Below are 24,569 nucleotides of genomic sequence, written 5' to 3'. Positions count from 1 at the left end.
ATGTCGATCGCGAGAAAGCTGAAGCTGCTGTTGTCTTATGATAGGCGCACCATCGCACTGCTTGTCGAAGCAACCTGTTATATGGGTTGGGCCCGGTACCAACTGCTGCACCGTCCCTTCGCGGGTTTGGCCGCCCGGCTGGGAGAGCCGATGAAGGAGACGGATTATGAAGAGACGGAAGCGCATCGTAAGGACCTGGCTCGTGTTCGGCATGCGCTTAACTTGATGAGTGAACATACTTTCTGGGAGAGCAAATGCCTCGTGCGTGCCGTCGCCGGGATGAAAATGCTGGAGAGGCGCGGGATCGAAAGCACGCTGTATCTGGGGACCGCCAAAAATGAACAAGGCAGCATGATTGCGCATGCCTGGCTCCGCAGCGGCCCGTGGTATATTACCGGGGCGGAAGAGATGAAGTCATTTACTGTCACAGGCAAGTTTGCCCGAACGATGGCATTCGAGGGCCGGAAAGCGATGAATGTATGAAGCAGCTGCTGTATTTTGCAGGCCAGCTCCACAGGTACGCGGGAAAGATCCTTTATGTCAATCTTTTCGGAATGCTGTTGATCGGATTGCTGGATGGCGCGGCAGTCCTATTGCTGTTGCCGCTGATCGGCATTATCGGCATTATCCCGTCTGCGACGGCAACCATTCCGGGTATTGGCTTTCTGTCCTTCCTGCAAGAGATGCCGGTCACCTGGTCACTGACTATTATTTTATGTTTCTATATCGCATTGGTAGCGGCCCAGAGCCTGCTCCAGCGTAATTTATCCCTGCGGGAAGTACGCATACATACAGGTTTTATCAATCATGTGCGGCTGGAGACTTACCGACTGCTGCTGCAAGCGAATTGGACATTTTTTGTACGGAAACGAAAATCGGATTTAATCAATGCATTGACAGGTGAGCTGGGAAGGGTAACGAATGGCGCCTTCTTGTTCCTGCAGATGATCGCCTCTGTTGCGTTCACACTGATACAGATTGGGCTGGCCTTGTGGTTGTCCTGGCCGTTAACGCTGTTCATATTAGGCTGCGGCCTGTTGATCGGATGGCTGTCGCGGCGTTATATCCGCAAATCCAAACAACTGGGAGCCGTCTCTGTTGACTTGGCTCAAAGCTATCTGGCGGGCATATCCGATCACTTCAACGGCATGAAAGAGATCAAAAGCAACTCGCTCGAGCAATCCCGTTATCGCTGGCTGCAAGACTGGTCGGCGAAGATCGAGCGCGAACGATACGAATTCACCAAGGTGCGAAACAATTCGCAGCTTTTCTATAAATGGGCTTCGGCCGTCATGATCGCGGTATTTATCTTTGCGGCGGTGACGCTGTTCGATACGCAGGGTGGACAGATGCTGCTGATCACGCTGCTGTTTGCCAGATTATGGCCCAGATTTACCGGCATTCAATCCAATCTGGAGCAGCTGGCTTCCTCGATCCCTGCCTTCAGAGCTTTAATGGAGCTTCAACTGGAATGCAAGGCGGAGCGAGAGCGGGGCGGATTGCTAACAGGAGCGTTCGAGGAGAAGCTGCTTCCGCTGCCTATGAATGAAGCGCTGGAGCTGAGGGATATTTTCTTCCGCTATGACCGCAGCAGCCCGGACTATACGCTGCATGATGTCAACCTGCGCATTCCTGTGAACGGGATGACGGCTATTGTCGGCAAGTCGGGTGCTGGCAAAAGCACCATTGTCGATATGCTGCTGGGATTGATCGAGCCGGAGCGGGGAATCGTGGCTGTGGACGGCAAGCCGCTTCAACCGGAAGGGGTGATGAGGCTTCGCAGGTCCATCAGCTACGTACCGCAGGATTCCTTCTTGTACCATGCCAGTATCCGCGACAATTTATTGTCAATCGATCCGGACGCGACCGAGAAAGAGATGTGGGAGGCCATGGAATTCTCGTCGGCGATCGAATTTGTGCGGGAGCTTCCCCAAGGGCTGGATACGATCATTGGCGACCGGGGTGTTCTGCTCTCCGGCGGAGAGCGGCAGCGGCTGGTACTGGCGCGGGCCATCCTGCGCAAGCCCTCGATCCTGATCCTTGATGAAGCGACGAGCGCGCTGGACAGTCTGAACGAATCCAAAATCCAGCAAGCGCTGGAGCGGCTGAGAGGGAAGCTGACGATGATCGTCATTGCCCACCGCTATACCACGATTCAAGATGCGGATCATGTTATCGTGGTCGACGATGGCCGGATCGTGCAGGCAGGAGAGTTCCAGACGCTCGCAGAGGAGCAGGGGGGCATGTTCCGCAGCCTGCTCGGCAGCAAGCAGCCGGTGGCAATGTAGCCTCAATTTCTCTATACTAAATCTTATATTCCTATAAGATGAGGGGAGAGGAGCGCCGCCATTGGACCTGCTGCTGGAATTGCTCGCTGTCGCTGCGGCTGTGGCCGCTTTGCTCTATATTGCATTAATCGTTCCTACCCGTTGGCTTAAGATTGAGCAGGTGCGGCATCCGCTTGGCATCGGCGCCCGTATCTTGCAGATTAGCGATTTGCATGTGGATATGCTCCGTGTATCCTCCGGCAAGCTGCAAGAGGCGATTCAGAGAACCAAGCCGGACTATATTTTTCTAACAGGCGACTATACGTACAAGGAAAGTTGTTTGCCGGAGCTGGACCGCTATATTAGAATGATTGCCGAGGAAGGTGTACCCGTCTATTCGGTGCTTGGCAACCACGATTATAACTTCCCAGGTGTGCAGAGAATAATCGATGTGATGGAGCGTTACGGCGTAACGGTGCTGCGCAATGAATCGAGGGAGCTTGCTGATTTCATCCTCGTGGGCATCGATAACTATGGAACCGGCCATAGCCGGATACAAGAAGCGTATCGGGATGTGGACGGCAACAACGGCATGAAGCCGGTCATCGTCATCACTCATGACCCCAATATTGTGCCTGTCCTGCGCAGGCCCTTTGAATATCTCATGTCCGGTCATCTGCACGGGAAGCAGATGAACATCCCGTTTTTCTTTTCCTTTGTACAGAAGGGGCCGCTGCCGGCCAAAGGCATCTACAAGGGACTGCATCACAGCCCGAGCGGGACCTATTATATTTCCAAAGGGATCGGGCAAGCGGGCATAAACGCGCGTTTTATGGTCAGAAGCGAGATTACGCTTCATGAAATATGAATAACGCCTTTATTAGCCAATTGGCCGATAAGGGCGTTGTTCCTATCGATTGAACTTATGGTTCATCCAGAGCTTCCGGGATTGCTGCGTTATCATCTTGGCCTGGATACTGGCGAGGAAGTCCCGCGTGCAGCTCGCGGTTCTCGTAGCCGAATCGCGGCGAAGACCGCTGACCCGTGCTCCATGGCGTGCTTTTTCCTAGCGATTCGCTAATCAGGTCGGAGCCGTAAGGCCCCTCCGGGAATTCCTCTAGAGCCAGGTCATTCTGATGTGATTCGACTGTAGCCAGATCCTCGACTGCATCACGCTGTTCCGAATCAAACTGATCCAAGTGGCAAGTCCCTCCTCTTTGGCAATGGTATGCCATCCTAGGGTTGCCGAGTTCAGTCGGTAAAATTCACTGTGCCGACGACGAAGTAGAGGAATTGGGCCAGCTCGACGGCTTCTTCCTCGGTCAGCTTGAACGTATGCTCCAGATAGCCTTCCTGCTCCAGATCGTCCGGCCCGATGATGGCCGTCTTGCCTGACTGCAGGTCGGTAATTAGCTTCTTGCCGTAGAAGCGGTTCGTCGTCGTAACAGCCAGATCGAAGCGCTTCATGCTGGGTGTTATAAAGGTTGTGAATCTCGTAGTCGTATCTTCTGTCGTATCGGACATAAAGTCGTAATGAGGCAGTTCCATGGCGATCATCCTCCGCTTCGGTTTTGAGAACATTATACCTGAAGACGAGGCAAAAGATAAGGAAGCGAATTTGCAGATAAAAGGATAGGCTTGCCTATTGTACCGTAATATGTTAGCATAATGGCAATCGAATCATGAACGTGTGAGGAAGCACCTCTTCTGCCTTTGCGGAAGGGGTGCTTTTATTTGTCGGCATATCTGAAGTGGGGGCTTTCGTTCTTGCATTCGCCAATATCTATGACGAAAGGTGAGAAGAAGCTATGCACATCGTATTTTTGAACACGTTTGAGAAGCCGGCGGAGGGAGGCCGAATCGAGTCGGCCCAGCTGTCCATATGCGAGGAGGGAGGGCGTTATTCGGTACTCTGGCTGGAAGCTGGTGCCGATGAAGAGGGAGAGAAGGAGCCGCTTCGCTGGTTCGAGGGGATATCGTGGGAGGAGATGCTGACCGCTTTCCGGTATGGCGTAGCGAGAATGATGGGAGCGGGCTATGCCCCGATTATGGATGGCATGCTGGATAGCGGACGCGCCTCCGGCGGCAGCCAGCCATCCATGCTGCAATGCTATGGAGAGCTGAATGCCGATGAAGTGCTGTTCCAAGCGCTGAGAGAGTGGCGTCGCAAGACCGCCGCTGCAGAGAAGCGCTCCGCGTATTTGGTAGCAACGAACCGGATGCTGTGGATGATCAGCGCGTTTGTCCCGCAGACGCTGGACGAGCTGAAGCAAATTCCGGGCTGGGGCAAGAGCAAGCAGGAGGCCTATGGCGATGCCATTATCGGCCTTACCTCAGGCATGGCGCGGGAAACGTCATTTCCCTTGGATTGGGTGCAGGAGAAGCTAGATGCAGAGCACTACACGGCTTGGCTATATAAGCAAAAGGAAAACAAGTTTAAGGGCATCATGGACCGCCAGCAAGAGAAGCGGAGGATATTGGCCGTTCTGCAGCAAGCGGGCGGGCTTGACCAATTACAGACCGAGCTGAAGCTGCCGCGCAGGGAGCTTCTCTTGCGAATCGAATTGCTGGAGCAGGAAGGTTATGACGTTGACGCTCTTATTGAGCGTGAGCTAAGCGTAGTTCCAGAGGAGGAGAGGGAGCAGATTCTGGAGGCAATGGCGTCCCTCGGAGACCGGTACCTGAAGCCTGTACTCCAGCATGTGTATGGGGATGAGGCAGCCGCTCAGCCCGGCCAGCCGGTTGAAATCCTATACGAAAGACTTAGGCTAATTAGAATGCATTACCGGAAAACGAGCCAAGACAAAGCCGTTTAGACTAGAATGCGGCCTTATTTTTTTGTAGGTCTTAAGATCGATATGCGTTTCTAGTAGTATACTTGTCCTATTATTTCAAGTATAATAGTGGCAAAATAGACAAATTGCGAATTTTGTCGAAAAAGGAGCGCATCCTCTTTATGAAGGCAGAATATATAAACCCGTTTCTTGAGTCAGCAAAAATCGTAATCGAGCAGCTTGTGCAGATCAAGCCTGCGACAGGGCAGCTCGGAGTCAAGGACATTAAGTTCGTAGAAAACTATATTTGGATTCAAATAGGCCTCAACGGACAAATGAACGGTGATATCGTATTCGGACTAAGTGAACAGGTAGCTCTCAAGATGGTATCGGCGATGATGGGCGGATACGCCATCTCTGAGATCGATGAGATGGGACGCAGCGCAATCTCCGAGCTTGGCAATATGATCAGCGGCAATGCCAGCACCATCTTGTACAATCAGGGCGTAAGGGTGGATATTACGCCGCCGAAGCTGATTCAATCGGCGCAGTCGGCCGGGTTCAACGCTACGCAAGCGCTGACGATTCCTCTCATTATGGACGGGATCGGCGAGTTGGACATTCAAGTGCTTATTGCATCTTAATGCAGAAGAAGCTCCTTTTTGGAGCTTTTTTTTGCTTAGAGGGCTTGGTATGGAGTACACTGAGGGATGGGTGATGCTGCATGTTGAAAGGAAAAATCGTACTCATCTCGGGCGCTTCCAGCGGAATAGGCGCCATGACGGCTTCGATGCTTGCCGAGCGGGGAGCGATACCGGTATTAACCGGCCGAAATGTCGAGAGGCTGAAGAAGCAGACAGACTCTATACAAGGCGAATGCTCCTATTACGTTATGGACGTAACGAAGACCGAAGACGTAGAGAGCACGGTCGCTGCGGTCATCGCAAAGTACGGTAGAATCGATATTTTGTTGAACAATGCCGGATACGGCCAATTCGAGACGATTACAGAGATGCCCGTAGAGCGGTTCCAGGCAATGATGGAAACCAACTATATGGGCATCGTACGCTGCGTCAAGGCAGTGCTGCCCTATATGCAGAGGCGCGGCGAGGGACATATTGTTAACGTGGCTTCAATGGCGGGCAAGATCGGCTCCTCCAAGTCGACCAGCTATTCGGCGACGAAGCATGCTGTGCTCGGCTTTACGAATTCGCTTAGGATGGAGCTTAGGCCGCAAGGCATCCATGTGTCGGCCATCAATCCGGGACCGATTGACACGGAGTTTTTTGCGCTGGCCGACCCTTCAGGCTCCTATGTGAAAAACGTAAGCTGGTTCATGATGAAGCCGGAATATGTCTCCCGCGCCATCGTGCGCGTCATGGAGAAGCGGACTGCCGAGCTGGATCTGCCGCGCACGGCGTCCATAGGTATTAAGCTCTACGGTTTGTTTCCGCGGATGGCGGATGTGCTGTTCGGCGGACTGTTCAACAAGAAATAAGATAACAATAGGGTTATAGAAGATAAGCGAGGTATAACAATGAGCGGAACAACCTGGACTGATCTAGGAATTCAAGAGAAACTGATTGAAGAATTGGCCAAAAACGGCATCAAGGAGCCGACGTCCGTGCAAGCGGAGACCATCCCGGCCATGCTGGCCGGACATGATGTCTCGGCAAGATCGCAGACCGGCACGGGCAAGACGCTTGCCTTCCTGCTGTCGTTGTTGCAGCAGATCAACACGGAGTCTGGAGCGATTCAGGCGGTTATTCTGTCTCCGACGCAGGAGCTTGCGATGCAGATTGTCCGCGTTGCGCAGAGTTATGCGGAGCCGATTGGCGTCCGCGTGCAGCAGTTGATCGGCGGAGCCGCCATGAAGCGTCAGGTCGAGAAGCTGAAGCTTCGTCCGCAGCTGGTTATTGGTACGCCTGGACGGATTCATGAATTGCTGAAAAATCGCAAGCTGAAGCTTAGCGATGTGCGTCATGTCGTCATCGACGAAGCGGACCAGGTATTCCAGCTCGGCTCGACGAAGGAAGTGGAGGCCGTATTGTTCGGCATGGGCAAGGAGCGGCAGACGGCGTTTTTCTCCGCGACTTATCCGGACATTATGGCACGGTTCGAAGGCCGCTGGATGAGAGGCACGCAGCGTATCCAGCTGACGCCGGAGCACCGGGTCTCGCAGACGATCGAGAACTATTACGTCATTAGCGACAAGCGGGATAAGACCGATACAGCAAGAAGGCTCATCCGGTTGCTTAACCCGTCTTCGGCGCTGCTGTTCCTGAATGATACCAATGAAATTGCCAATTGGGAATCCAAGCTGAGCTATGAAGGCTTCACAGTCGAGATGCTCTATGGCGATTCCGACAAGCAGCGCAGAGCGGCGACGCTGGAGCGGTTCCGCGAAGGCCGCTGCCAGCTGCTGCTGGCGACCGATGTGGCGGCGCGCGGCCTGGATATCGAAGGACTTCCGCTTGTGCTTCAGCTTGACCCTGCCGTCGATGCGGATCACTATGTCCATCGCGCGGGCCGGACGGGCAGAATGGGGCGCAGCGGCACGGTCATTACGATCGTCACGCCGCATGAGCTCTTCATCATGGAAAAATTCCGCAAGCAGCTCGGCGTCAATCTGAGCGAACGGGCGATGTACCGTGGCGAGCTGCTGTCCGAGGAGGAGCTTCGCGAGGCGACGAGACCGAAGATGGAGCGCCTGGCTAGAGAGAGCGCACGCACAGGCAATCTTTCCAAGCCGTCTGTAGAGCAGACAGGTAAACCATCAGCCGAGCAAGGCGGAAAGCCGGCACAAGCATCCGTCTCAGCGAAGCCGACAGCCCCAGCAAGAAGCGCAGAACCAGCTTCACGCACTCGCGCTGGCGGTGGTGCGACCCCTTCGCCGAAGAAGCCGGCGCGAGCGAAGGACAAGCCTGAAGTGAAGCCTGCGAAGAGCAAGGCGGTCCGGAAACGGGAAGCCAAAGACAAGGGCGCTCCGAAGTGGTTGAAGGAGAAGCGCCAGTCGGCTTCGAAGCCGGAATAAAATATTTTTTTAGAAAGCCACCCCCTTTAAACGAACGAGTCCCCCCGAAAGGTATGGGCGAAGGTAAAAAGCGGTATTTCCCGCAATCGTTCAAAAAAAAGGAGAGTGGCTTTTTATGTCTAAAATGAAAATGTTGAAAAAAACTGCGCTGTCAGCTACGGCGCTAGTGATGTTGGCAACAGGAGCAACCACCGCCTTTGCTGACGGGAAACATAGTAACAACGGAAACGGCAAATGGAAATCGGAATATGAGCAAAACAAGAACAAAGGCAAAGATAAAGATGACAAGCATGACAAAGATAATGACGATAAAAAAGAGAAGAAAGTAACATGGCAATTCGAGGACGAGGCTGATCTGCAATGGGCGCTGGAATACATTATGCGTCTGGCTTCCAAAGGCGTATTCACCGGCTATGAGGACGGCACGTTCAAGCCGAAGCAAAAAATCTCCCGCATCGAGACGCTTACTGCAGCGGTACGGCTGATGGGCCTGCGCGATCAAGCGGAATCTTCGACGGAGATGAATACAGAGCTTCACTTCAAGGATGCGGACAAGCTGAAGAAAAAATATCCTTGGGCAGTCGGATACGTTGCTGTAGCGCTGGAGAACGACCTGTTCTTCGAGACGGATACAGAAATCAAGCCTGAGCAAAATGCGTCAAGACTATGGTCGACGATTCTGTTGATCAAAGCGCTCAAGCTGGAGAACGAAGCAAAAGCGCTGAACAACACGAAGCTGGACTTCAAGGATGCGCATGAGATTCCAGCTGGCTCCGTCGGCTATGTAGCGCTCGCGCTGCAGAAGGGTATTATTACCGGCTATGAAGACAAGCATGGCAACAAAACATTCCGTCCGAACCAACCGGTTACGCGTGCTGAGCTTGCTGCGCTGCTTGACCGTACAGACGGCGAGATGCCGGACCATGACGCGCAAGCCATCTCCGGCCAGCTGAAAGCAGCGCCGGCGAATGGCAAGCTTACGCTGATAAAGCCGGACAAGACGGAGTTGACGCTGGCGATTGACCCGACGGTCTTCATCTTCCGCGACGACAAGAAGTCGCCGATCAGCGCGCTGCAAGCGGGAGATAAGCTGTTCCTGCGCACTTACCAGAACAAAGTGGTCTTTATTGAAGTGACAGAAAACGGCCAGGCGAGCACTGCATTCACACAGCTAGGCGTTGTAAGTACACTGGGCTTCAACTCCCAGGCCAAGCTGTCGACCATTGCGATCAATCCGGCTGACAGCACTCAAAATTCCGTTCTTATCTATAATGTCGATCCTAACGTCACCATCGTCGGCGACGCTACCAAGCTGAAGAACGGCCAGCTGGTTCAAGTGAAGGGCGACAAAAACGTCGTTAAAACGATTGAAATCAAATAATGCTCTTGTAAATTGATATGAAGTTGCAACAATGAGAAATGGCGGTGCTCTGGAGATTACTCCTGGCATCGCCATTTTTATATTAGTCCGGTTTTAGAGATTTTGAATTGGATTTTCGTAAGTTGTACTGCGTGGCCGAAGCAAATGGAGCAAGATATATTCTGGAGAAGCGATAGCGTTCGCCTTTGTATCCGGATTCCAACCTTTAACCATTGTTCAAGGAATCTGGATACAACAGCGATCGGAAGAATATATCTTGCGCAGTTTGTGTTCTCAGCCATAAGGTTGAATATATCTTGCGGAGTTTGTGGTCTTAGCCGTAAGGTTGTATATATCTTGCGCAGTTTGTGTTCTTAGCCATAGGGTTAAACAGTCTTTTTTTGATATTAGGCTGAGGATTCGGTATGCTAGCTAATAGGAAGGCGATAATTGGAAGGCAGAAGGTGATTGATATGGAATCCATATTAAAGGTCGAGCAATTGACTGGCGGGTATAGCCCGCGCAGACCGGTGCTCCATGATCTGAACTTCGAGCTGAAGGCCGGCGAGATGGTCGGACTGATCGGCTTGAACGGAGCAGGGAAAAGCACGACGATCAAACATATTTTGGGGCTGATGAGTCCCCATCAGGGCGGGATCAAGGTAGCGGGCGTCACGCTGAACGAATCGCCGCAGCAATACCGTTCGGCATTCGCCTATGTGCCGGAGACGCCGGTGCTCTTCGATGAATTGACCGTAGAGGAGCATCTGCGGCTGAGCGGCATGGCTTACAATGTTCCTGGCTCGGATTACGAGGAGCAAGCGTCGAAGCTGCTGGAGCAGTATCAGATGGTGCCGAAGCGGAAGGCATTCGCTTCACATCTGTCCAAGGGCATGAAGCAGAAGGTTATGATTATGAGTGCGCTGCTGGCTTCGCCGCCTTTGTACATTATTGACGAGCCTTTCCTGGGACTCGACCCGCTTGGCATTCGCTCGCTGCTTGACCAATTGGTCGAAGTGAAGCGCGGAGGAGCGGCTATATTAATGAGCTCGCATATTTTATCCACAGTAGAGGCGTATTGCGATCGGTATATCGTGATGCACCATGGAAGAATTGCCGCGCAAGGCAATCTGGATGACGTCAGACTCGCAGCGGGAATGGATGCCGGAAGCGGGACGCTGGAGGATGCTTTCTACAAGCTGGTAGCCGGAGGAGTAGACTGATGCTGCCCGCCAATCATGAACCGGCAGCGCTGTGGCGCAGCAGGGCCAAAGACTTCCGGAATGAGATCAAGCCTTATATCCGCTATATGGCGATGAGCGGTTTTCCATCCTTTTTGTCGCTGGTGTTCATCGCTTCGGCTATCGGATATTTCACCCTTGTACGGGATGTGCCAGCAGACTTTCCCATTGTGCAGGTTGGGGTGTTAGTATTGACGCCTGTATTATGCTGGAGTCCCATGCGTACCTATCTAGCAGGCGCGGACGTCGTCTATCTCATGCCGCGGGAATACGAGATGGGGCCTTATCTTCGATCCTCCTTTCAGCGAACCATCGTGAAGAGCGTTTTTCTTGCAGCTGCCGTTATGCTGCTATACCTGCCTATCTATAGGCAAGCAGGCACCGGAAGCGACATGGTATGGATCGTACTCGCCGCGCTTGTTCTGAAAGCGGCCAATGCTGCCGGGGGGTGGCAGGAGCGCAAGCTGGCCTGGAACAGTATGAGGCTGCTGCTGCGTTCGGCGCGGTGGCTGCTTACGGGTCTTGCGGTTGCGGCTTGGCTATTAACTCCTCCGTGGCAAGCCTTGCTGTTCACCGTTTTATGCGCAGTGCTGGCGTTCGTGTGCTACCGGCTGCCGCAGCGGCATCGGTTGCCTTGGGAGAGGCTGATTGCGGAGGAAGCGGTGACGCGGAGGCGTTATTATGCGTTTTTTGGCCTGTTCATTGATGTGCCGGTGCTCCCGTCCAGCATCAAGCGCAGAGCATATCTGTCTTGGCTATTGCCGCGTATTCCGTTTGCGCACCGGTATACGTTCAACTATCTGTTCAGCGCCACGCTGTTCCGCTCCGAGATCGGCGGCATACTGATTCGTATCCTGCTGCTTGGCGCACTCGTGAACTATATGACTGCGGATGCGGCTTCCTTGTCGGGCTGGGTTACCGCCTTTGTATATGCCTTGTTCGGCATCGTATTCAGCCTGCAGCTTGGCGGGCTTCGAAGCGTACATCGCTATTCGGTATGGAAGCATGTCTATCCGCTTCCTGATGACAAGCAGACCAGTCAGCTGCTTCAGGTGGATCGGGTCGCGCTGGCGGCAGGCTTGCTGCTGCTTTGGCTGCCCGCAGCGTTGCCGCTGCTGCTAACCGGCATCGTAACACCGCCTGTGGTCATGCTAATTGGCGCCTTGGCGTATCTGGCGATCAGACCAATGCGGCTGCGGCGCAAGATCAGATCCGATGCCGACGAAGACTGAAGAACATAAACAAAATAAACCGCCTGAGGCAGATGCCCCGGGCGGTTTGCTGTTTATAAACGCATGTATAAAGATCGGTTTATCGCGCGGCCACTTCAGTTACCGCTTTGTGGATCAAGTCGAACAGCTCCTCCAGGTTCTCCTCTTCGATACAGGAGAAGGCAACACGAAGATCTGTCTCGCCCAAAGCGATGGTGCCGATGCCGTATTCGTTCAAGAGATGCTGCCGGACAGACTCTGCGGATACCGTCGTCAGCTTCAGACACATGAAATATCCGGAGTTGAACGGGTAGTATCCCCATGTATCGCCATACCGGCCGCTGTCCAGCAGTGACTTGACGCGATTGGCGCGTCCTTTCATAATGTCGAACTTTTCAGCCTTCTGTGCTTCGAATTCCGGTGACTGCAGTGCGTGCAGCACGAAGGTCTGTGACGGATGCGGACCGCTGGAGATCGTCGAGCGGATAATGCCTAACGTCTTCTGCTCCAGCGCAGCCAGCGTTGCCTGTGATTCGGAAGCGAATGTGATGAATCCGACGCGGAAGCCCCATACGTATTCTTCCTTCGTAGCACCGTCCACCTTCACAGCAAGGACGCGCGGGTGCAGCGCAGCCAGCTTCGAGAATAGCGATTCTTGAATCGAGTCCTCAAAGAACAGCCCGAAGTAGGCATCGTCGGTTACGGCTACGACATGAATGCCGGCCTCTGCAGCATCACGAATGGCAGCTACAATTTCCTCGCATTCCCGAACGCCAGGCGTATAACCGGTCGGATTGTTCGGGAAGTTCAGCAGGACGATCGCTTTGCCTTTACCTTTCTGAGCGAGCAGCGCGTCGCGCAAAGCAGCGCTGTTGAATTGCATGTTTTCGTTATAGAGCGGGTACTCCACGATCTCGGCGCCGCGGCGGATGCCGAAGGTGAGCTCGTAGTTTTCCCAGTTTTTATTCGGAATGACGACAGCGTCTCCTTCGTCAGCGAAGAGATCAGCTACGATACTTAGTCCGTGAGTGAGCGCGTTCGTTACGATCGGATTGCCGAAGCTCACGCCTTCCAGCGACGGGTTGTCCTTTAACATTTTGGCGCGCCAAGCGCTCCGCAGCTCAGGTTTTCCGGCTGGTGGTGCATATTCATATATATCCTTCGGATTATAGGCGCTTAGCGTATCTTGAATGAGCTTAAGATGCATGGGCTTTCCGCCTTCTGTCGCGATGCCGATGGTAGCATTGAACTTGGTTGCCTTCGTCTTCGCTTCAGCAGATTGGCTGAGAATGCCTTCTTTTGGGAAATAGATCGCTTTACCTAGGTTTGACAACATGGCGTAGACGTTCGGACTCTCCTTCTGCAACGTCTCATTTAATTGCTCTGCCAGTGGGTTCATGGATTTCATTCCATCCTTCCGAATTCAATCGTTATTGTACTTCTAATGTTCGTGATATTATACCATTTTTGTTCGCCGCAAACCATTCAGGATTGTGAATAATTTTGGGATAATCGTTGCTAGCGCTTGAAGTCCTTCTATTGATTGATAGCGTTAATCCACTATAATAAAGGAAGGAAGCGTTGTGGCATCGCCTACCCGCGATAGAAACAGCGCATGATGCGAGGGAGGATCACTTATGCTTCATATATCGCCCGATTCGCTAGGACTGCAGCCAGCCTTCGCCAAGATCTCCTGTGAGCCCGGGTGGCGATGGGCCAGACGCGAGAAGCCGATGGCGAACTACGACTTGTTCTATGTCTGGAGCGGAGAAGGAGAGGTTGAAGTGAACGGCGTCCATTACAAGGTGGGGCCGGGGAGCTGCTTCCTGTTCCGGCCTGGGGATTACACAAGCGCGACGCATAACCCGCAGAGGCCTTTAGTGCTTACCTATATTCACTTCTCGGTCAATGGTTTGGTAGACCAAGTTCCGGAACGGTATCGCGTGCTGGACGAAACGGTCGATTTCGAATATATGCTATCCAGATACGTCAGGCTGTTCCTGGTTCAAACCTATGCCGCGGAGGAAGAAGCCAAGGTCGTGCTGAAGGCACTTCTGATCCAGTTGCTGAGGGCTGACAATCATAACCATGCCCCGATCGAGAAGAAGGCGAGCAATCAATTGACTGAAGCCATACATGAAATTGCGAATTATATCCGGCAGCATCCAGGTATTCCGCACCGGGTAGAGGATCTGGCTACGAGAGCCCAGCTTTCTCCCCGTTATTTCTCGACGAAATTCAAGGAGATGGTCGGCATGTCCGTCCAGACCTATATGATTCGCACCCGAATCGATCGTGCACAACATCTGCTTATGCATGCGGGCATGAATGTGACGGAGGTAGCTGATGCGCTTGGCTATCGGGATATCTTCTTCTTCAGCCGCCAATTCAAGCAATATACGGGACGAAGTCCGTCTGAGATCAGGTGAAATGCTATAGTGTCATGATCAAGAGTCGCAATCTACTGATTGTGCTCTTTTTTATGTTAGAGCAAGAGCGTGATTGGGATATGCCTATCTGGTTCGGAACATACTTATACCCAAGCGGGTACACAAGAACTGGATAACTGTCTGATTGGAGCGATATGAATGTACGAACATTTCATCATCTTTATAAGGAGCATCTCCGCCTTTATTACATTGCTGCTTATAACTAGAATATTGGGCAAACAGACCCTCTCTAACATGAACTTCCATGAATTTGTGACAGCTGTAATTTTGGGCGCGATTGGAGCGAATTTTGCCTTTAACGAAAAAATTGAGGTAACCCATCTGCTTATATCGCTTATCGTATTTACAGGAACCTCCTATGTACTCGCTAAGCTTCTGATCCGCAACAGAAAACTCCGCAAGTGGACGGAGGGCACCCCCACAGTCCTAATTGAAGACGGTAAAATTCTTGAAGAGAATTTAAAGAAAAATAATCTGACACTGGATTCGATGAATCAATTGCTGCGGCAGAAGGATATTTTTGATATTGGCGAGGTAGGGCACGCATTTCTGGAACTGAACGGCAGATTGTCTGTTATGAAAAAAGATATGCACAGAAATGTGACATTAAAAGATTTGCAGTTGAAGGCGAGTGCGCATAAACCTGTCCCGATCGAGTTAATTATGGACGGCCAAATATTAGTCGGCAATCTTGAAAATAACCACATATCGAGCGATTGGCTGCATAAAGAGCTAAAGGTAATCGGCAAAACGGTACAGGAGGTTTTTTATGCCGTAAAGGGAAGCAACGGGCAGTTGTATGTGGATTTTTTCAAGGATGGGATCAAGCATCCGGTAGATATCGAATAAATTGATTTGGATAGTCAAGGCAAGCAAAATGGCGGCGCTAGATAAAACGGGCGCCGCCATTTCTGTATACATGAATTTCATATAAGTTGATATTGCAATTACAGCATAGCCGGTAAGCGCGTGCGAGGTTACCCGCGCAATTCACCCAGTGATTCGCCCATTCGCACTTTTGTGCCAAGCTTCAAATCCGGGCGCGGGGTGAAGGTGTCCTCTTCCAGAAGCAGGACAACGGTCGAGCCGAATTCAAAATAAGCAAGCTCGGCGCCCTTCTCCACCGACTTCGGCAGCGGAGCGGCGTATTTGATGCTGCTTACGTTCATCGCGCCGACTTTGACGACAGCCGCTTCTCCGCCCTGATGGCGAATGTACGTGATCAGGCGTTCATTCCGGCTCAGCACTCGCTTCATGTGCTTCAGGCCGAAATCATTGACGGGATAAACCTTCCCCGGAATATGTACATTCTCTGTGACGACTCCCGACACGGGAACGTGAATACGGTGATAATCAGTTGGGCTTAAATAGAGAACCATATAGTAACCGTGATAATAGCTCTTCGCTCTTGACGAACCGTTCAGCAGCTCATCGACGGTATAGTCTTGTCCTTTAATATTCATCATCGTACCCGCGTTGATGGGGCCAAGTCCGGTTATGACCGCATCGACCGGGCTTGCCAGCGCAGCGGGTCCGGAATCGATCGTTCTCATGCCTGGTTTTAGTCTGCGGGTGAAAAATTCATTTAATGTGCGATATTCCCGAAGCTCTTTCTCTGCTTCTTCCACCGCGATGCCATACAGCTTGGCGAATCGGGGAATCATAAGACGGCTTGCCGAAGATTGGGCGAATTTGCCGGTCAGGCGGGAAATCCATTTGCGGGAGCTAAGCTCCGTCATGGCGCGAAGCAGCCATTTGGTCATAACGGCACCGTCACGTCCTTTCCTTGCGTCATGCGCATGTGTTGGCCGGAGGCCTTTGGTCCAACACACAGTTTGACATAATCGGTTCATTTTATCAATAGCGGCGAACAAGTAAAGGAGGAGATCGAGTGATCATCATGATTGCAATAAGCTTGGCGGTAGCTTCGCTTGCACTCACGGCGGCCGGGGGGAAGTACGAGAAGGTAAGAAGATGGCTTGACGGGCTGGGTTGCTTCGCGGCATTTGTCTTTTTTGTTGCCGTGTCGGGAGCTGTCTTGAAGACGCTGCTTGACGATACAGTATTCATGACAGAGGTTCACAGCGTGCTGTTGAATCCTGCATTTCTGATCAGCGGCGCATACCTCGGACCCTATGGCGTCTCCAGATTAGCTCTGCTCGCATGGCGGGGGAAGTAGGGCGAGGCTTGCGGGAACAGTCGGCATCCGATATGATAGATGGAATTTGGTTGAAAGGATGACGCATTTCATGACGATAGGGCAACAAGGACGGCCAGATGCCGTCATTTTTGATATGGACGGAACATTATTTGAGACGGATAAGCTGCTGATTCCGGTGCACGAGCGCGTATTCCGGACGCTTCGCGAAGAGGGATTGTATGTAGAAGAGGCCCCGCCAGCGGAGCGCTTGCTGGGATGTCTCGGCATGCTGTTGGATGATATATGGCGCGAGATTATGCCGGGCAGCACCGAAGAGGCACGTCTGCGGGCGGATGAGCTGCTGCTGCAATATGAGCTGGAGGGACTGGCGGAAGGCGAAGGCGCCCTGTATCCGCATGTTGAGGATACGCTTCGGAAGCTGAAGGAGAACGGCGCCAAATTGTTTGTCGCCAGCAACGGCCTGGAATGGTATGTGAAGGGAGTTGCGGAGCATAAGGGGATTGCTTCGCTATTCAATGGCATCTACAGTGCGGGCGAATACGAAACGGCGAGCAAGGTTGATCTGGTCGCAAGGCTGCTTCACGACCATAAGCTGGGCTCACAGCATGCCGTGTGGATGGTGGGCGACCGCTCTTCGGATGTGGAAGCGGGACGAGGCAACGGCCTGAAGACGATCGGATGCGCCTATGCGCGCTATGGCCGTGCTTCGGAGCTCGCGGATGCGGATGTGCGGATTTCCGACTTCCGGGAGCTGCTGCAGCTTCAGCTGTAAGATCTGGGCAACAATGAACTGTCGAATTCATTTCGACAGTTATTTTTTTGCGCTCAGGAGCGCCCGGATAACGAGTTCTCTCGTAGTTCCTTGGAAACATGGCATAATATACCATTTTGTCTAATTCGACAGCGAAGTCTTAAAGCTGATCCCGCCCCGCCGCCGGACAATGGAAGAAACGAATCGGAAATCGGCATATCGGCCTTTCTATGCAGGATTCCGGCTCTATGTACAAGCGCGGTCTGCGTGCTTATCTTTTAGTGGTAAACTAATTTTTCGTAAAGGAGACTTGTTCATGCTACAACGCAATGAATCGCGTTCCCGCAACATGCTCTACCGTACGGCCTGCCTATCTCTTGGTGCCGCCCTGCTGCTGACGCCGCTTGCCGCATCTGCCGCGCCAGGGCCTCAGCCAGTCATAAGCACAACGAAGCACGAAGCCGCCGCTGTGTATGAAGGCAGCAATCTGGCCGTTGGAGAGAACCGCTTCCTGACGCGTCAGGATATTCGCAGGGAATGGGATGGGATCGACCCGGATTACAAGCCTGACCAGGCAGTCCAGGCGGTACGTGCGCTGCTGACGAAGCAGGACTTCGAGGAGCTGTTCCCGTACCGGCTGGGTTCGAAGGCTTGGAAGGAAGTCGCGAAGGAGAAAGAGTATTACAAAGAAAACCAGACCGATTATTTCTCTTACGAAAATCTGATCAGCGCCGTAACGGAGGTAGCGAACATCAAGCTGAAGATCAGTACGCGCAGGGACGCCCCGGGCGTACAGGAAATCTACCGGCTGGACAAGGATGCCCGGATTGAGACGCTGGTCAGCCGCTCAGCCGATTTCAACTCCTCGAAAAACAAGAAGAAGGAAATTGAAACCGTTATCATTGATTTTGGCACGTTCCTGAAGGAAGGCTTCAAGAAGGATCGCAAGCGCGAGCTGGCAGCTTTCCTTGCGAACCTGTCCCATGAGACGGGAGGCGGCTGGGCGACGGCTCCTGGCGGCGAGCTGAAGTGGGGGCTTTTCTGGAACGAGAACATAGCGGGCAGAACAGGCGCCAATATGTCCGACTTCGTCGATCCGAACAGCGCCGAGCTGTATCCGGGCGCAGAGGGCAAGCGTTATTACGGGCGCGGTCCGATCATGATGAGCTGGAACTTTAACTACGGGCTATTCAGCTCCATTATTTATGGGGACAAAAACGTGCTGCTGAACAAGCCGGAAATTCTGGCGCAGGATGGCAAGGTCGGCTATATGACCGCCATCTTGTTCTGGATGACGCCGCAAGATCCGAAGCCATCCGCGCATGATGTGATCATTAACAAATGGAAGCCTACGCAGGAGCAGATAGACAAGGGTCTCGGCAACCGCGGCTTCGGCGTCACCATCATGGTATTGAACGGTCTGGAAGCGAATCTCGGCGAGACGGACGGCAGCCCGGTCAAGCGCCGTGCAGGCCACTACCGCGATATTACGAAGCAGATGGGCGTTGATATTACAGGAGAGAAAGTAGATACGCTGGGCATGCAGCCATTCTGACAGATTTGCATTTGTAGCTGAAGGAGGCTGTCACGGAAGCTGGTCAGCTCGATTGGCGAGAAGACTCGTTTGATCAAAAAACAGCAAAGAAATGACGATGCTAAGGAGACCCTCTGCATCGCCATTTCTTGCTTTTGGCCGATTGCCGCTTTCTTGAAACTGTTGGTCCGGCCTCTATCCAAGGGTTTTAAGTCGATCTTACCGACTAATTTCCCGCTATGGGGGGCGAGCGGACGCTATTAAGTCGGTCTTGCCGACTTATTTCCGCCACCGAGACGTACGGACGACTTTAAGTCGGTTTTACCGACTTATTTCCACTACTGAGGCGAGCGGACGCTATTAAGTCGATCTTACCGACATAATCGAACTGCTGAGGTGAAAGAACATTTTTATATTAGTCTCGTTTCATCGTTAGTCGGTTTTCTCGTCGCTGCTGTCTCTGGTTTTCATGCTCCTGTACTTCCAGAGGGCGTATTCCAGCGGCTTGACGATGGCGCTGCGGTAGACGTCAGATTCGCCTGCCCGTATGAACACTTCTCTGGCAGGCTTCGGATTGACCTCAATCATCCAGATGCGCCCTTTGCGATCAATGGCAATATCGACGGCAAGCTCGCAGAGCGCGTCATAGCAAAGCTCCAGATATTGAGCGACGGATACGCCGAAACGCTCGACATCCTCTTTAATCTTCGCCATTTTGGCTTCATCCCCGATCCATGACCGAAGTAAAATATCCATCTTGACGGCTCGGCCTCCGCCATGCAGATTGGCGGTAATGCTGCCGGCCGCACCAACCCGGCCTGCGCAGCCCGTCACCTGCCACTGTCCGCTGCCGTCCTTCTGTACGAGCAGCCGGTAATCATGGACGCGTCCGTTTTTCAGCTTTAATTGGAGACCTTGCTGCACGATATAACGGGTGTCCTTCACTTTCCAGCCGGCCAGGAAGTCGCCCAGTTGCCCGGCATTCATCCGCTTGGGCTGGATGATGCGCCTGGAGTGGTTTCGGCCTTGGATGAGCAGCAACCCGTCACGTTCCTTCTCGATGCGGAGAATGCCCCGCCCGCCGGTGCCGTTAATCGGTTTCAGGTACAGCTGGGAGTGAACTCTGAGCATTTCTTTGACGTCCTGCACACTTTCATAGTAGCGTGTAGCCGGTAAGTACGGACTGAATCGGGCGTCCTTGGCCAATAGGGAATGGATCGTCCACTTATTGCGAAGCGGGCGATTGAGGAAAGTTTCGCTAGGATAACGCGCCCTGAACTTTAGCAGCTGCTCGAACCTGTGGGAGCGCTGGATTCGGCAGCGGTCGAAGATCATATCGGGAAAATCCGTCCATTTTTTGTGCCAGGATCGCGTATCGGGATGATAGAACTGGCCCCGTATCCGGTTTCGCTTATAATGCACATCCTCCGGCGTAAAGACGAATACATCAATGCCAAGACGCCGTCCCTCTTCCGTCATCCTTCGGTAATAATCCCTCTCCTCCAGGGCGCCGGCGTCATTGAGATATAGCGTCAATATGCCCAGGACGGGCTGCGTCATGCTGAATTCCCCCCTCGAAACGGAGCGTCGATTTACCGGTAGGCCCTTTGTGGATCGAGACGGCTTTCATGCCGAGAGAGAAGCAGAGAGCCATACTGGGGATATTATCGGCTGCGACGTGACAAGCCAGATGGCCAAGCGCATGCATCATGCGCTGCATAATCGCGGTGCCCGTGCCGGTTCGGCGGGCGCCGGGATGGACGACGATCAGGCAGCCGCCATCACCGCCTTCGGCAGCGAAGCCGAGGCCGGTGATGCGGCCGCCTGACTTCGATATCACTACCGCTGCTTTGCTGTAGCCGCTCTCATCCGCCATGAGCCAGGCGGGCTCAAGGCTTCGAAGCGCATGAAGCGACGCTACTGTAATGCGTTTTTCCCCGAATCGTATAATAAAGCCAAGCAGCTTTCTCTTTTCTTTTATCCACATTTCAGGTGTCAGCAGCAGCAGCTCCACATTACGCGCCTCCCGCTCGTTTTATTTTTTTCTTCCGTGCCAGATAAGCTCCGTAGTGGAATATGCGCTCAAGCGATTTTTGCCTAATGTGAGGCTCATCGAATTTCATTGGCTTGGAGTTAGCTTCAAAAAACCACAGGTTCCCATTGCTGTCGACGCCAAGGTCCATCGACATCTCGCCAAGGCGCTGCCCGGATGCGCGCTCAATCTGTCTTGCGATCGTCAGGGCGGCAAATTTGGCTTTTTGCAATAGCTTATGAGCCTGCTCCGAGTTGAATGAATACGTCAACAGCTTCTCTGGATCTTCGATCCGTCCGCCTCTCGGCACATGCGTCGTAATGCTGGTCGCACCTGCCAGACGGGCGCCCATGCCTGTCAGCTCCCAGTAGCCTCTGCGATTTTTTTGCACAAGTGCTCTCAGGTCGAATCTGCGGTCGTTGACGGATGCCAGTTGAATGCCCTGCTGCGCAATATAAGCTTCGCCCCCGCTTTGCTTCTGGATTCGCGTCCAGAGCTTTTGCAGGGAAGAGCAGCTGTAGGTGGAGCTGGTTTTATTTTCCTGAATTTTAAGGCGATAGGGGAGGCTTTTCTCCCCGTGCACCTTGACGGTCATAATGCCCTTGCCCGCTTTGCCGCTTTCTGGCTTCAAATAGAGATAGCTGTGCTTACGCATCAGCCTCCCCAGTCCGCTTACTGACATAAGTCGCCTGGTCGTCGGAATGAACGGCCGAGTCAACTTCGATTGGCTCAGCCATTCGAACAGTTCCCATTTGTTGAAGAAGGAGGGATTGAATAGAATGACGCGTGAATGCTTGCGACACGCATTGATTTTTTGGCGGACAGCAGGTTGAACCTCGTTCTCGCGCAGCGGAATGCGGTTATAGATAATGTCGGGGAAGGGAACGGGCTGCTTCTGCCAGCCCCCTGCTTCTTTGTTGTACACGTAGCCGCGCAGTATTTTTCGGTGCAGATGCAAGTGTTTGACGGTCAGCACATAGACTAGGAAGCCTAATGATTGCCCGGTACGGATCAGATCGGCGAAGTTGGAACGGTTGCCGCGGAAGTCGCCTGCGGGATCGTCTACCGTCAAGATCGCCAGTACGTGGGCTGAAGGGCGGGAAGACTCCTTCGCATACCTTTCATCCTGGATTAAGCTGTTCATAGGTTGGTACCTCCTTTGAATCGGCTCAAATACAGGCAATGATCAAAGATGTAAGAAATGGATGCTTTTCCTTCAGAGCGCAGCGAAGGATGCTTGAAAATGGAGCGTCCCGGCTTGGCGTTGGCCTCGAACATCCATACGCTGCCGGATTTGTCGATACCGATATCAAGGCCGAGCTCGCCCAGCCGGTGCGAATAATTCCGCTCGATGGCCTCCGACAGCTTGACGGCAACGCGCTTCGCTTTCTCCAATACCGCGCCGGCTTCAGTGCCGAAGGTGCGGCTTAGCGCCTGCTCGGGCGTCATGAGCGATCCGCCGCTCTTGACATGGGTTGTGACGCTGCCGCGCCCGGCTTTCTTGGCGCCGATTCCGGCGGCAATCCATTGATTGCTGCCATTCTTGTGCATATGAAAACGGAAGTCCAACTGGCATTTGTCTATCTCGATTAGGCGGATGCCTTGCTGGGCGACATATTGGCTAAGCCGGCTGCCGTGCCGGGCCTGCAGCATCTTCATCATGCTTTGGAAGGTACTGTAGCGGGCCAGTACGTTCTGGCTTCCTTTCCGGTAACGGACGAAATAGCCCCGTTTTGGATTGTAGGTCAGCCTGTATATGCCGATCCCGAGACTGCCGCCTCCCGGCTTGTAATAGATGAACTGATGCTGGTCGAGCATCTCCTTCATTTTGGCGGGGGTCGGATTGGATACGGATTCCGGCAGATGCGCCAGCGCCTCCGGATCATTGTCGAGCAGCTTGTAGACATCCGCTTTATTGAGAAAGCTCCAGTTGAAGATCGGAATTTGCTTCTTCACGAATCTCTCCCGCACGGAGCTGATGTAGGGGGAGATCTCCGCTTTGCGGTTAGGCAGGCGGTTGTAGACGACATCGGGCAAAGGCACGATTTTGCGGTACCAGTTGCCTTGGGTGTTCAGGAAATACCCGTTGACCGTCTCCTGCTGCCAGTTGATATCGCTGGGTGTAAAGCCGAACATATAAGCCTTGCGGTCGCCCGTGCGGATCACTTGCTTGATAAAGCCTGAGCGGGAGCCGAAGGGATAGCTTTCTGCCGGATGAATCGTATCGGTCAAGATGCCGACTAGCGGTCCAAGCTGCAATTCATTCTCTCCGGTGCTCAGCAAATAGACATTGCCCGACTTCGGCACCTTAATGGAATTGCGTACCCCGGCGGACAGATACAGATGGTTGCCGGCGCGCTTCAATTGCTTGACCGCGGCGGTAATGACTTCATTGCCCAGCTTGAGATGGATCGACCGATTGTCAGTTAGATTGAGCTGCCTGTAGAGCGGTCTGGACAAATAGATGATTTTATCGGACTGCTGTGAGAAGTGTACGTTGCAAGTTGTCAAACTCATCGATGAACCTCCTGAACGTGTAAAGACCTCGGCCTGCCTAGAATGGGCCATCTAACGTTGCGGTTGAAAAAGGTCGTATGCAGACTCGGATGCGGTAAAGGTCGGCGATAAACGGTCCTTCAAGTATCTGGCATAACGAATCGGTCGTTCGATGGACATGGCGTAGACGGTATCCGGACCGGTCTGGCGGAAGGCTTCGCGGCCAGGCTTCGAGTTGACTTCCAGCAGCCATATCGAGCCGTCCGACTCAATCCCGAAATCCATGGCAAGCTCACCGAATCTTCCAAAGCCATGCTCCAGCCGTATTGCTGTATGCCCACTTATTGTATGGATTTCACGGATTAAACGTTCGGCCATAGGCTTGCCAAAATTGGCAGATAGCAGGGCGAAGGAGTCCATAACTTCCCCGCCCCCGTGCAGGTTGGACGTCAAGGAGCCGCTGCGGCCGATCCGCGCAGCCTCTCCGGTTATTCTCCATTTGCCACTCCCGTCCTTCTGAATCAGCGCGCGTATATCGTAAGGGCGTCCCTCGCGATCACGCAGCTGCAGATAGGGCTGGATAAGAAAAGGGGAGTCTCCCATAAATCGGGAGAGCCGATCTGACAGCTCCGCCAGATTCGGCAGGATACGCTCGAACGGGCGGTTGCTGCGGGTTCTGCCCTTGATTGACAGCGCGTCGTTCCACAATCCTTGCCGAATCAGGATGACGCCCCTGCCTTGCATGCCGGCGGCGGGCTTTATAATGGCGCTCCCTCCATGCGAGGCGAGGAACGGCTTCAGCCTCTCGGGAGCGTAACGAATGGTTGGCGGGATGTGACGCGCAAGCCTCGTGTCCTCGGCAAGCCGGTCGTAGACGACCGGCTTCGAGGGCAAGCTTCCGTTCATACGGCGATGGGCTTTGCGTGCATGGATGGCCGACAGCGCCGCTTCGCAGCGCAGCCGCTCCCTTTTGGAATGGAAGAAGGTTCTGTCGTACACGATATCCGGCAGCGGCACTAACTGCCGTACCCATTCGCCGTTCTGCCAGCACCAGCCGCACAGTTCTCCGGCAGCATGATCGTAGTCTTCAGAGGTGAAGACATAAGCGTGCACAGACAATCGGTCGGAAGTCTCGGACAGATCCCTGCATAGACGAGGCTCCGGCGGTGTCATTCGCCCCTGCCCCTCTGAAGCAAGGCCAAGAAACGGTGCGGTCAGAATGCCCAGGTACAATATCGTGTGTTCCATAGCTGCCTCC

At 53.3% G+C, this 24,569-nt stretch carries 24 protein-coding genes; 15 read left to right on the top strand and 9 right to left on the bottom strand.

Features of this window, described 5'->3' with window-relative positions; genetic code table 11:
* The 3 genes from ACFVSO_RS18725 to ACFVSO_RS18715 all read left to right on the top strand — a co-directional run bounded on the left by ACFVSO_RS18725 (position 1) and on the right by ACFVSO_RS18715 (position 3,135).
* Positions 1-483 carry a lasso peptide biosynthesis B2 protein gene (locus ACFVSO_RS18725; RefSeq protein ID WP_387476349.1) on the top strand — a complete coding sequence of 161 codons (483 nt, stop codon included), beginning with the start codon at positions 1-3 and terminating at the stop codon, positions 481-483.
* Positions 480-2,288: an ABC transporter ATP-binding protein gene (locus tag ACFVSO_RS18720; protein WP_387476347.1), complete on the top strand. Its 1,809-nt coding sequence runs from the start codon at positions 480-482 to the stop codon at positions 2,286-2,288. The genes ACFVSO_RS18725 and ACFVSO_RS18720 overlap by 4 nt, the downstream gene beginning before the upstream one ends.
* Before the next feature lie 61 nt (positions 2,289-2,349).
* Positions 2,350-3,135, top strand: a complete 786-nt coding sequence (locus tag ACFVSO_RS18715; RefSeq protein ID WP_387476345.1) for a metallophosphoesterase — start codon at positions 2,350-2,352, stop codon at positions 3,133-3,135.
* 55 nt (positions 3,136-3,190) lie between these two features.
* Here ACFVSO_RS18715 and ACFVSO_RS18710 read toward each other — a convergent pair whose 3' ends face one another.
* Together ACFVSO_RS18710 and ACFVSO_RS18705 are read right to left on the bottom strand one after the other, a co-directional pair.
* Positions 3,191-3,466, bottom strand: coding sequence for a hypothetical protein (locus ACFVSO_RS18710; protein ID WP_387476343.1), 276 nt, complete (start codon positions 3,464-3,466; stop codon positions 3,191-3,193).
* Between the two features lie 52 nt (positions 3,467-3,518).
* Entirely contained in the window at positions 3,519-3,815 is a 297-nt protein-coding gene (locus ACFVSO_RS18705; protein ID WP_387476341.1) for a DUF3055 domain-containing protein, read from the bottom strand.
* Positions 3,816-4,075: 260 nt separating this feature from the next.
* Between ACFVSO_RS18705 and ACFVSO_RS18700 the strand changes: the two genes are divergently transcribed.
* The 7 genes from ACFVSO_RS18700 (at position 4,076) to ACFVSO_RS18670 (ending at position 11,908) form a co-directional block, all read left to right on the top strand.
* On the top strand, positions 4,076-5,083 hold the full coding sequence (locus tag ACFVSO_RS18700) for an HRDC domain-containing protein (RefSeq protein WP_387476339.1): 1,008 nt from the start codon (positions 4,076-4,078) through the stop codon (positions 5,081-5,083).
* 140 nt (positions 5,084-5,223) lie between these two features.
* Positions 5,224-5,685 carry a chemotaxis protein CheX gene (locus ACFVSO_RS18695; RefSeq protein WP_119798676.1) on the top strand — a complete coding sequence of 154 codons (462 nt, stop codon included), beginning with the start codon at positions 5,224-5,226 and terminating at the stop codon, positions 5,683-5,685.
* 80 nt (positions 5,686-5,765) lie between these two features.
* Positions 5,766-6,539 (top strand): SDR family NAD(P)-dependent oxidoreductase, encoded by a 774-nt coding sequence (locus ACFVSO_RS18690; RefSeq protein WP_387476336.1) that lies wholly within the window; start codon positions 5,766-5,768, stop codon positions 6,537-6,539.
* 39 nt (positions 6,540-6,578) lie between these two features.
* Entirely contained in the window at positions 6,579-8,075 is a 1,497-nt protein-coding gene (locus ACFVSO_RS18685; protein WP_387476334.1) for a DEAD/DEAH box helicase, read from the top strand.
* 115 nt (positions 8,076-8,190) lie between these two features.
* Positions 8,191-9,456 (top strand): S-layer homology domain-containing protein, encoded by a 1,266-nt coding sequence (locus ACFVSO_RS18680; RefSeq protein ID WP_387476332.1) that lies wholly within the window; start codon positions 8,191-8,193, stop codon positions 9,454-9,456.
* A gap of 452 nt (positions 9,457-9,908) precedes the next feature.
* Complete coding sequence (locus tag ACFVSO_RS18675) at positions 9,909-10,658, top strand: ABC transporter ATP-binding protein (protein WP_387476330.1); 750 nt, start codon at positions 9,909-9,911, stop codon at positions 10,656-10,658.
* Positions 10,658-11,908 carry an ABC transporter permease gene (locus ACFVSO_RS18670; RefSeq protein ID WP_387476328.1) on the top strand — a complete coding sequence of 417 codons (1,251 nt, stop codon included), beginning with the start codon at positions 10,658-10,660 and terminating at the stop codon, positions 11,906-11,908. The genes ACFVSO_RS18675 and ACFVSO_RS18670 overlap by 1 nt, the downstream gene beginning before the upstream one ends.
* A 79-nt stretch (positions 11,909-11,987) precedes the next feature.
* On the opposite strand, the gene ACFVSO_RS18665 is transcribed toward ACFVSO_RS18670, so the two are convergent.
* Positions 11,988-13,286 carry an aminotransferase class I/II-fold pyridoxal phosphate-dependent enzyme gene (locus ACFVSO_RS18665; protein ID WP_387476326.1) on the bottom strand — a complete coding sequence of 433 codons (1,299 nt, stop codon included), beginning with the start codon at positions 13,284-13,286 and terminating at the stop codon, positions 11,988-11,990.
* 238 nt (positions 13,287-13,524) lie between these two features.
* Between ACFVSO_RS18665 and ACFVSO_RS18660 the strand changes: the two genes are divergently transcribed.
* Positions 13,525-14,316 (top strand): helix-turn-helix domain-containing protein, encoded by a 792-nt coding sequence (locus ACFVSO_RS18660; protein WP_387476324.1) that lies wholly within the window; start codon positions 13,525-13,527, stop codon positions 14,314-14,316.
* Positions 14,317-14,475: 159 nt separating this feature from the next.
* A complete protein-coding gene (locus ACFVSO_RS18655) occupies positions 14,476-15,186 on the top strand; it encodes a DUF421 domain-containing protein (protein ID WP_387476322.1) in 711 nt (236 codons plus the stop codon).
* 128 nt (positions 15,187-15,314) lie between these two features.
* On the opposite strand, the gene asd is transcribed toward ACFVSO_RS18655, so the two are convergent.
* Positions 15,315-16,100 (bottom strand): archaetidylserine decarboxylase, encoded by a 786-nt coding sequence (gene asd / locus ACFVSO_RS18650; protein WP_387476320.1) that lies wholly within the window; start codon positions 16,098-16,100, stop codon positions 15,315-15,317.
* A gap of 128 nt (positions 16,101-16,228) precedes the next feature.
* On the opposite strand from asd, the gene ACFVSO_RS18645 reads away from it, so the two are divergent.
* The 3 genes from ACFVSO_RS18645 (at position 16,229) to ACFVSO_RS18635 (ending at position 18,804) form a co-directional block, all read left to right on the top strand.
* A complete protein-coding gene (locus ACFVSO_RS18645) occupies positions 16,229-16,516 on the top strand; it encodes a hypothetical protein (protein WP_387476318.1) in 288 nt (95 codons plus the stop codon).
* Positions 16,517-16,586: 70 nt separating this feature from the next.
* Positions 16,587-17,270 (top strand): HAD family hydrolase, encoded by a 684-nt coding sequence (locus ACFVSO_RS18640; RefSeq protein WP_387476316.1) that lies wholly within the window; start codon positions 16,587-16,589, stop codon positions 17,268-17,270.
* Between the two features lie 295 nt (positions 17,271-17,565).
* A complete protein-coding gene (locus ACFVSO_RS18635) occupies positions 17,566-18,804 on the top strand; it encodes a chitinase (protein ID WP_387476314.1) in 1,239 nt (412 codons plus the stop codon).
* Positions 18,805-19,215: 411 nt separating this feature from the next.
* Here ACFVSO_RS18635 and ACFVSO_RS18630 read toward each other — a convergent pair whose 3' ends face one another.
* Genes ACFVSO_RS18630 through ACFVSO_RS18610 form a run of 5 tightly spaced genes read right to left on the bottom strand, consistent with a single transcriptional unit; the run spans position 19,216 to position 24,559 of the window.
* The gene (locus ACFVSO_RS18630) at positions 19,216-20,343 is read right to left on the bottom strand and encodes a YheC/YheD family endospore coat-associated protein (RefSeq protein ID WP_387476312.1); all 1,128 of its coding nucleotides are present in this window, start codon (positions 20,341-20,343) and stop codon (positions 19,216-19,218) included.
* Entirely contained in the window at positions 20,300-20,797 is a 498-nt protein-coding gene (locus ACFVSO_RS18625) for a GNAT family N-acetyltransferase (protein ID WP_387476310.1), read from the bottom strand. The genes ACFVSO_RS18630 and ACFVSO_RS18625 overlap by 44 nt, the downstream gene beginning before the upstream one ends.
* 1 nt (position 20,798) lies before the next feature.
* A complete protein-coding gene (locus tag ACFVSO_RS18620; RefSeq protein WP_387476308.1) occupies positions 20,799-21,959 on the bottom strand; it encodes a YheC/YheD family endospore coat-associated protein in 1,161 nt (386 codons plus the stop codon).
* The gene (locus ACFVSO_RS18615; protein WP_387476306.1) at positions 21,956-23,332 is read right to left on the bottom strand and encodes a YheC/YheD family endospore coat-associated protein; all 1,377 of its coding nucleotides are present in this window, start codon (positions 23,330-23,332) and stop codon (positions 21,956-21,958) included. The genes ACFVSO_RS18620 and ACFVSO_RS18615 overlap by 4 nt, the downstream gene beginning before the upstream one ends.
* A gap of 51 nt (positions 23,333-23,383) precedes the next feature.
* On the bottom strand, positions 23,384-24,559 hold the full coding sequence (locus ACFVSO_RS18610) for a YheC/YheD family endospore coat-associated protein (RefSeq protein ID WP_387476304.1): 1,176 nt from the start codon (positions 24,557-24,559) through the stop codon (positions 23,384-23,386).
* Positions 24,560-24,569: the final 10 nt, after the last annotated feature.

It is taken from the genome of Paenibacillus sp. NPDC057967 (assembly GCF_042887015.1).
Taxonomy (GTDB): domain Bacteria; phylum Bacillota; class Bacilli; order Paenibacillales; family Paenibacillaceae; genus Pristimantibacillus.
This window is presented reverse-complemented; position numbering and strand designations above follow the sequence as displayed.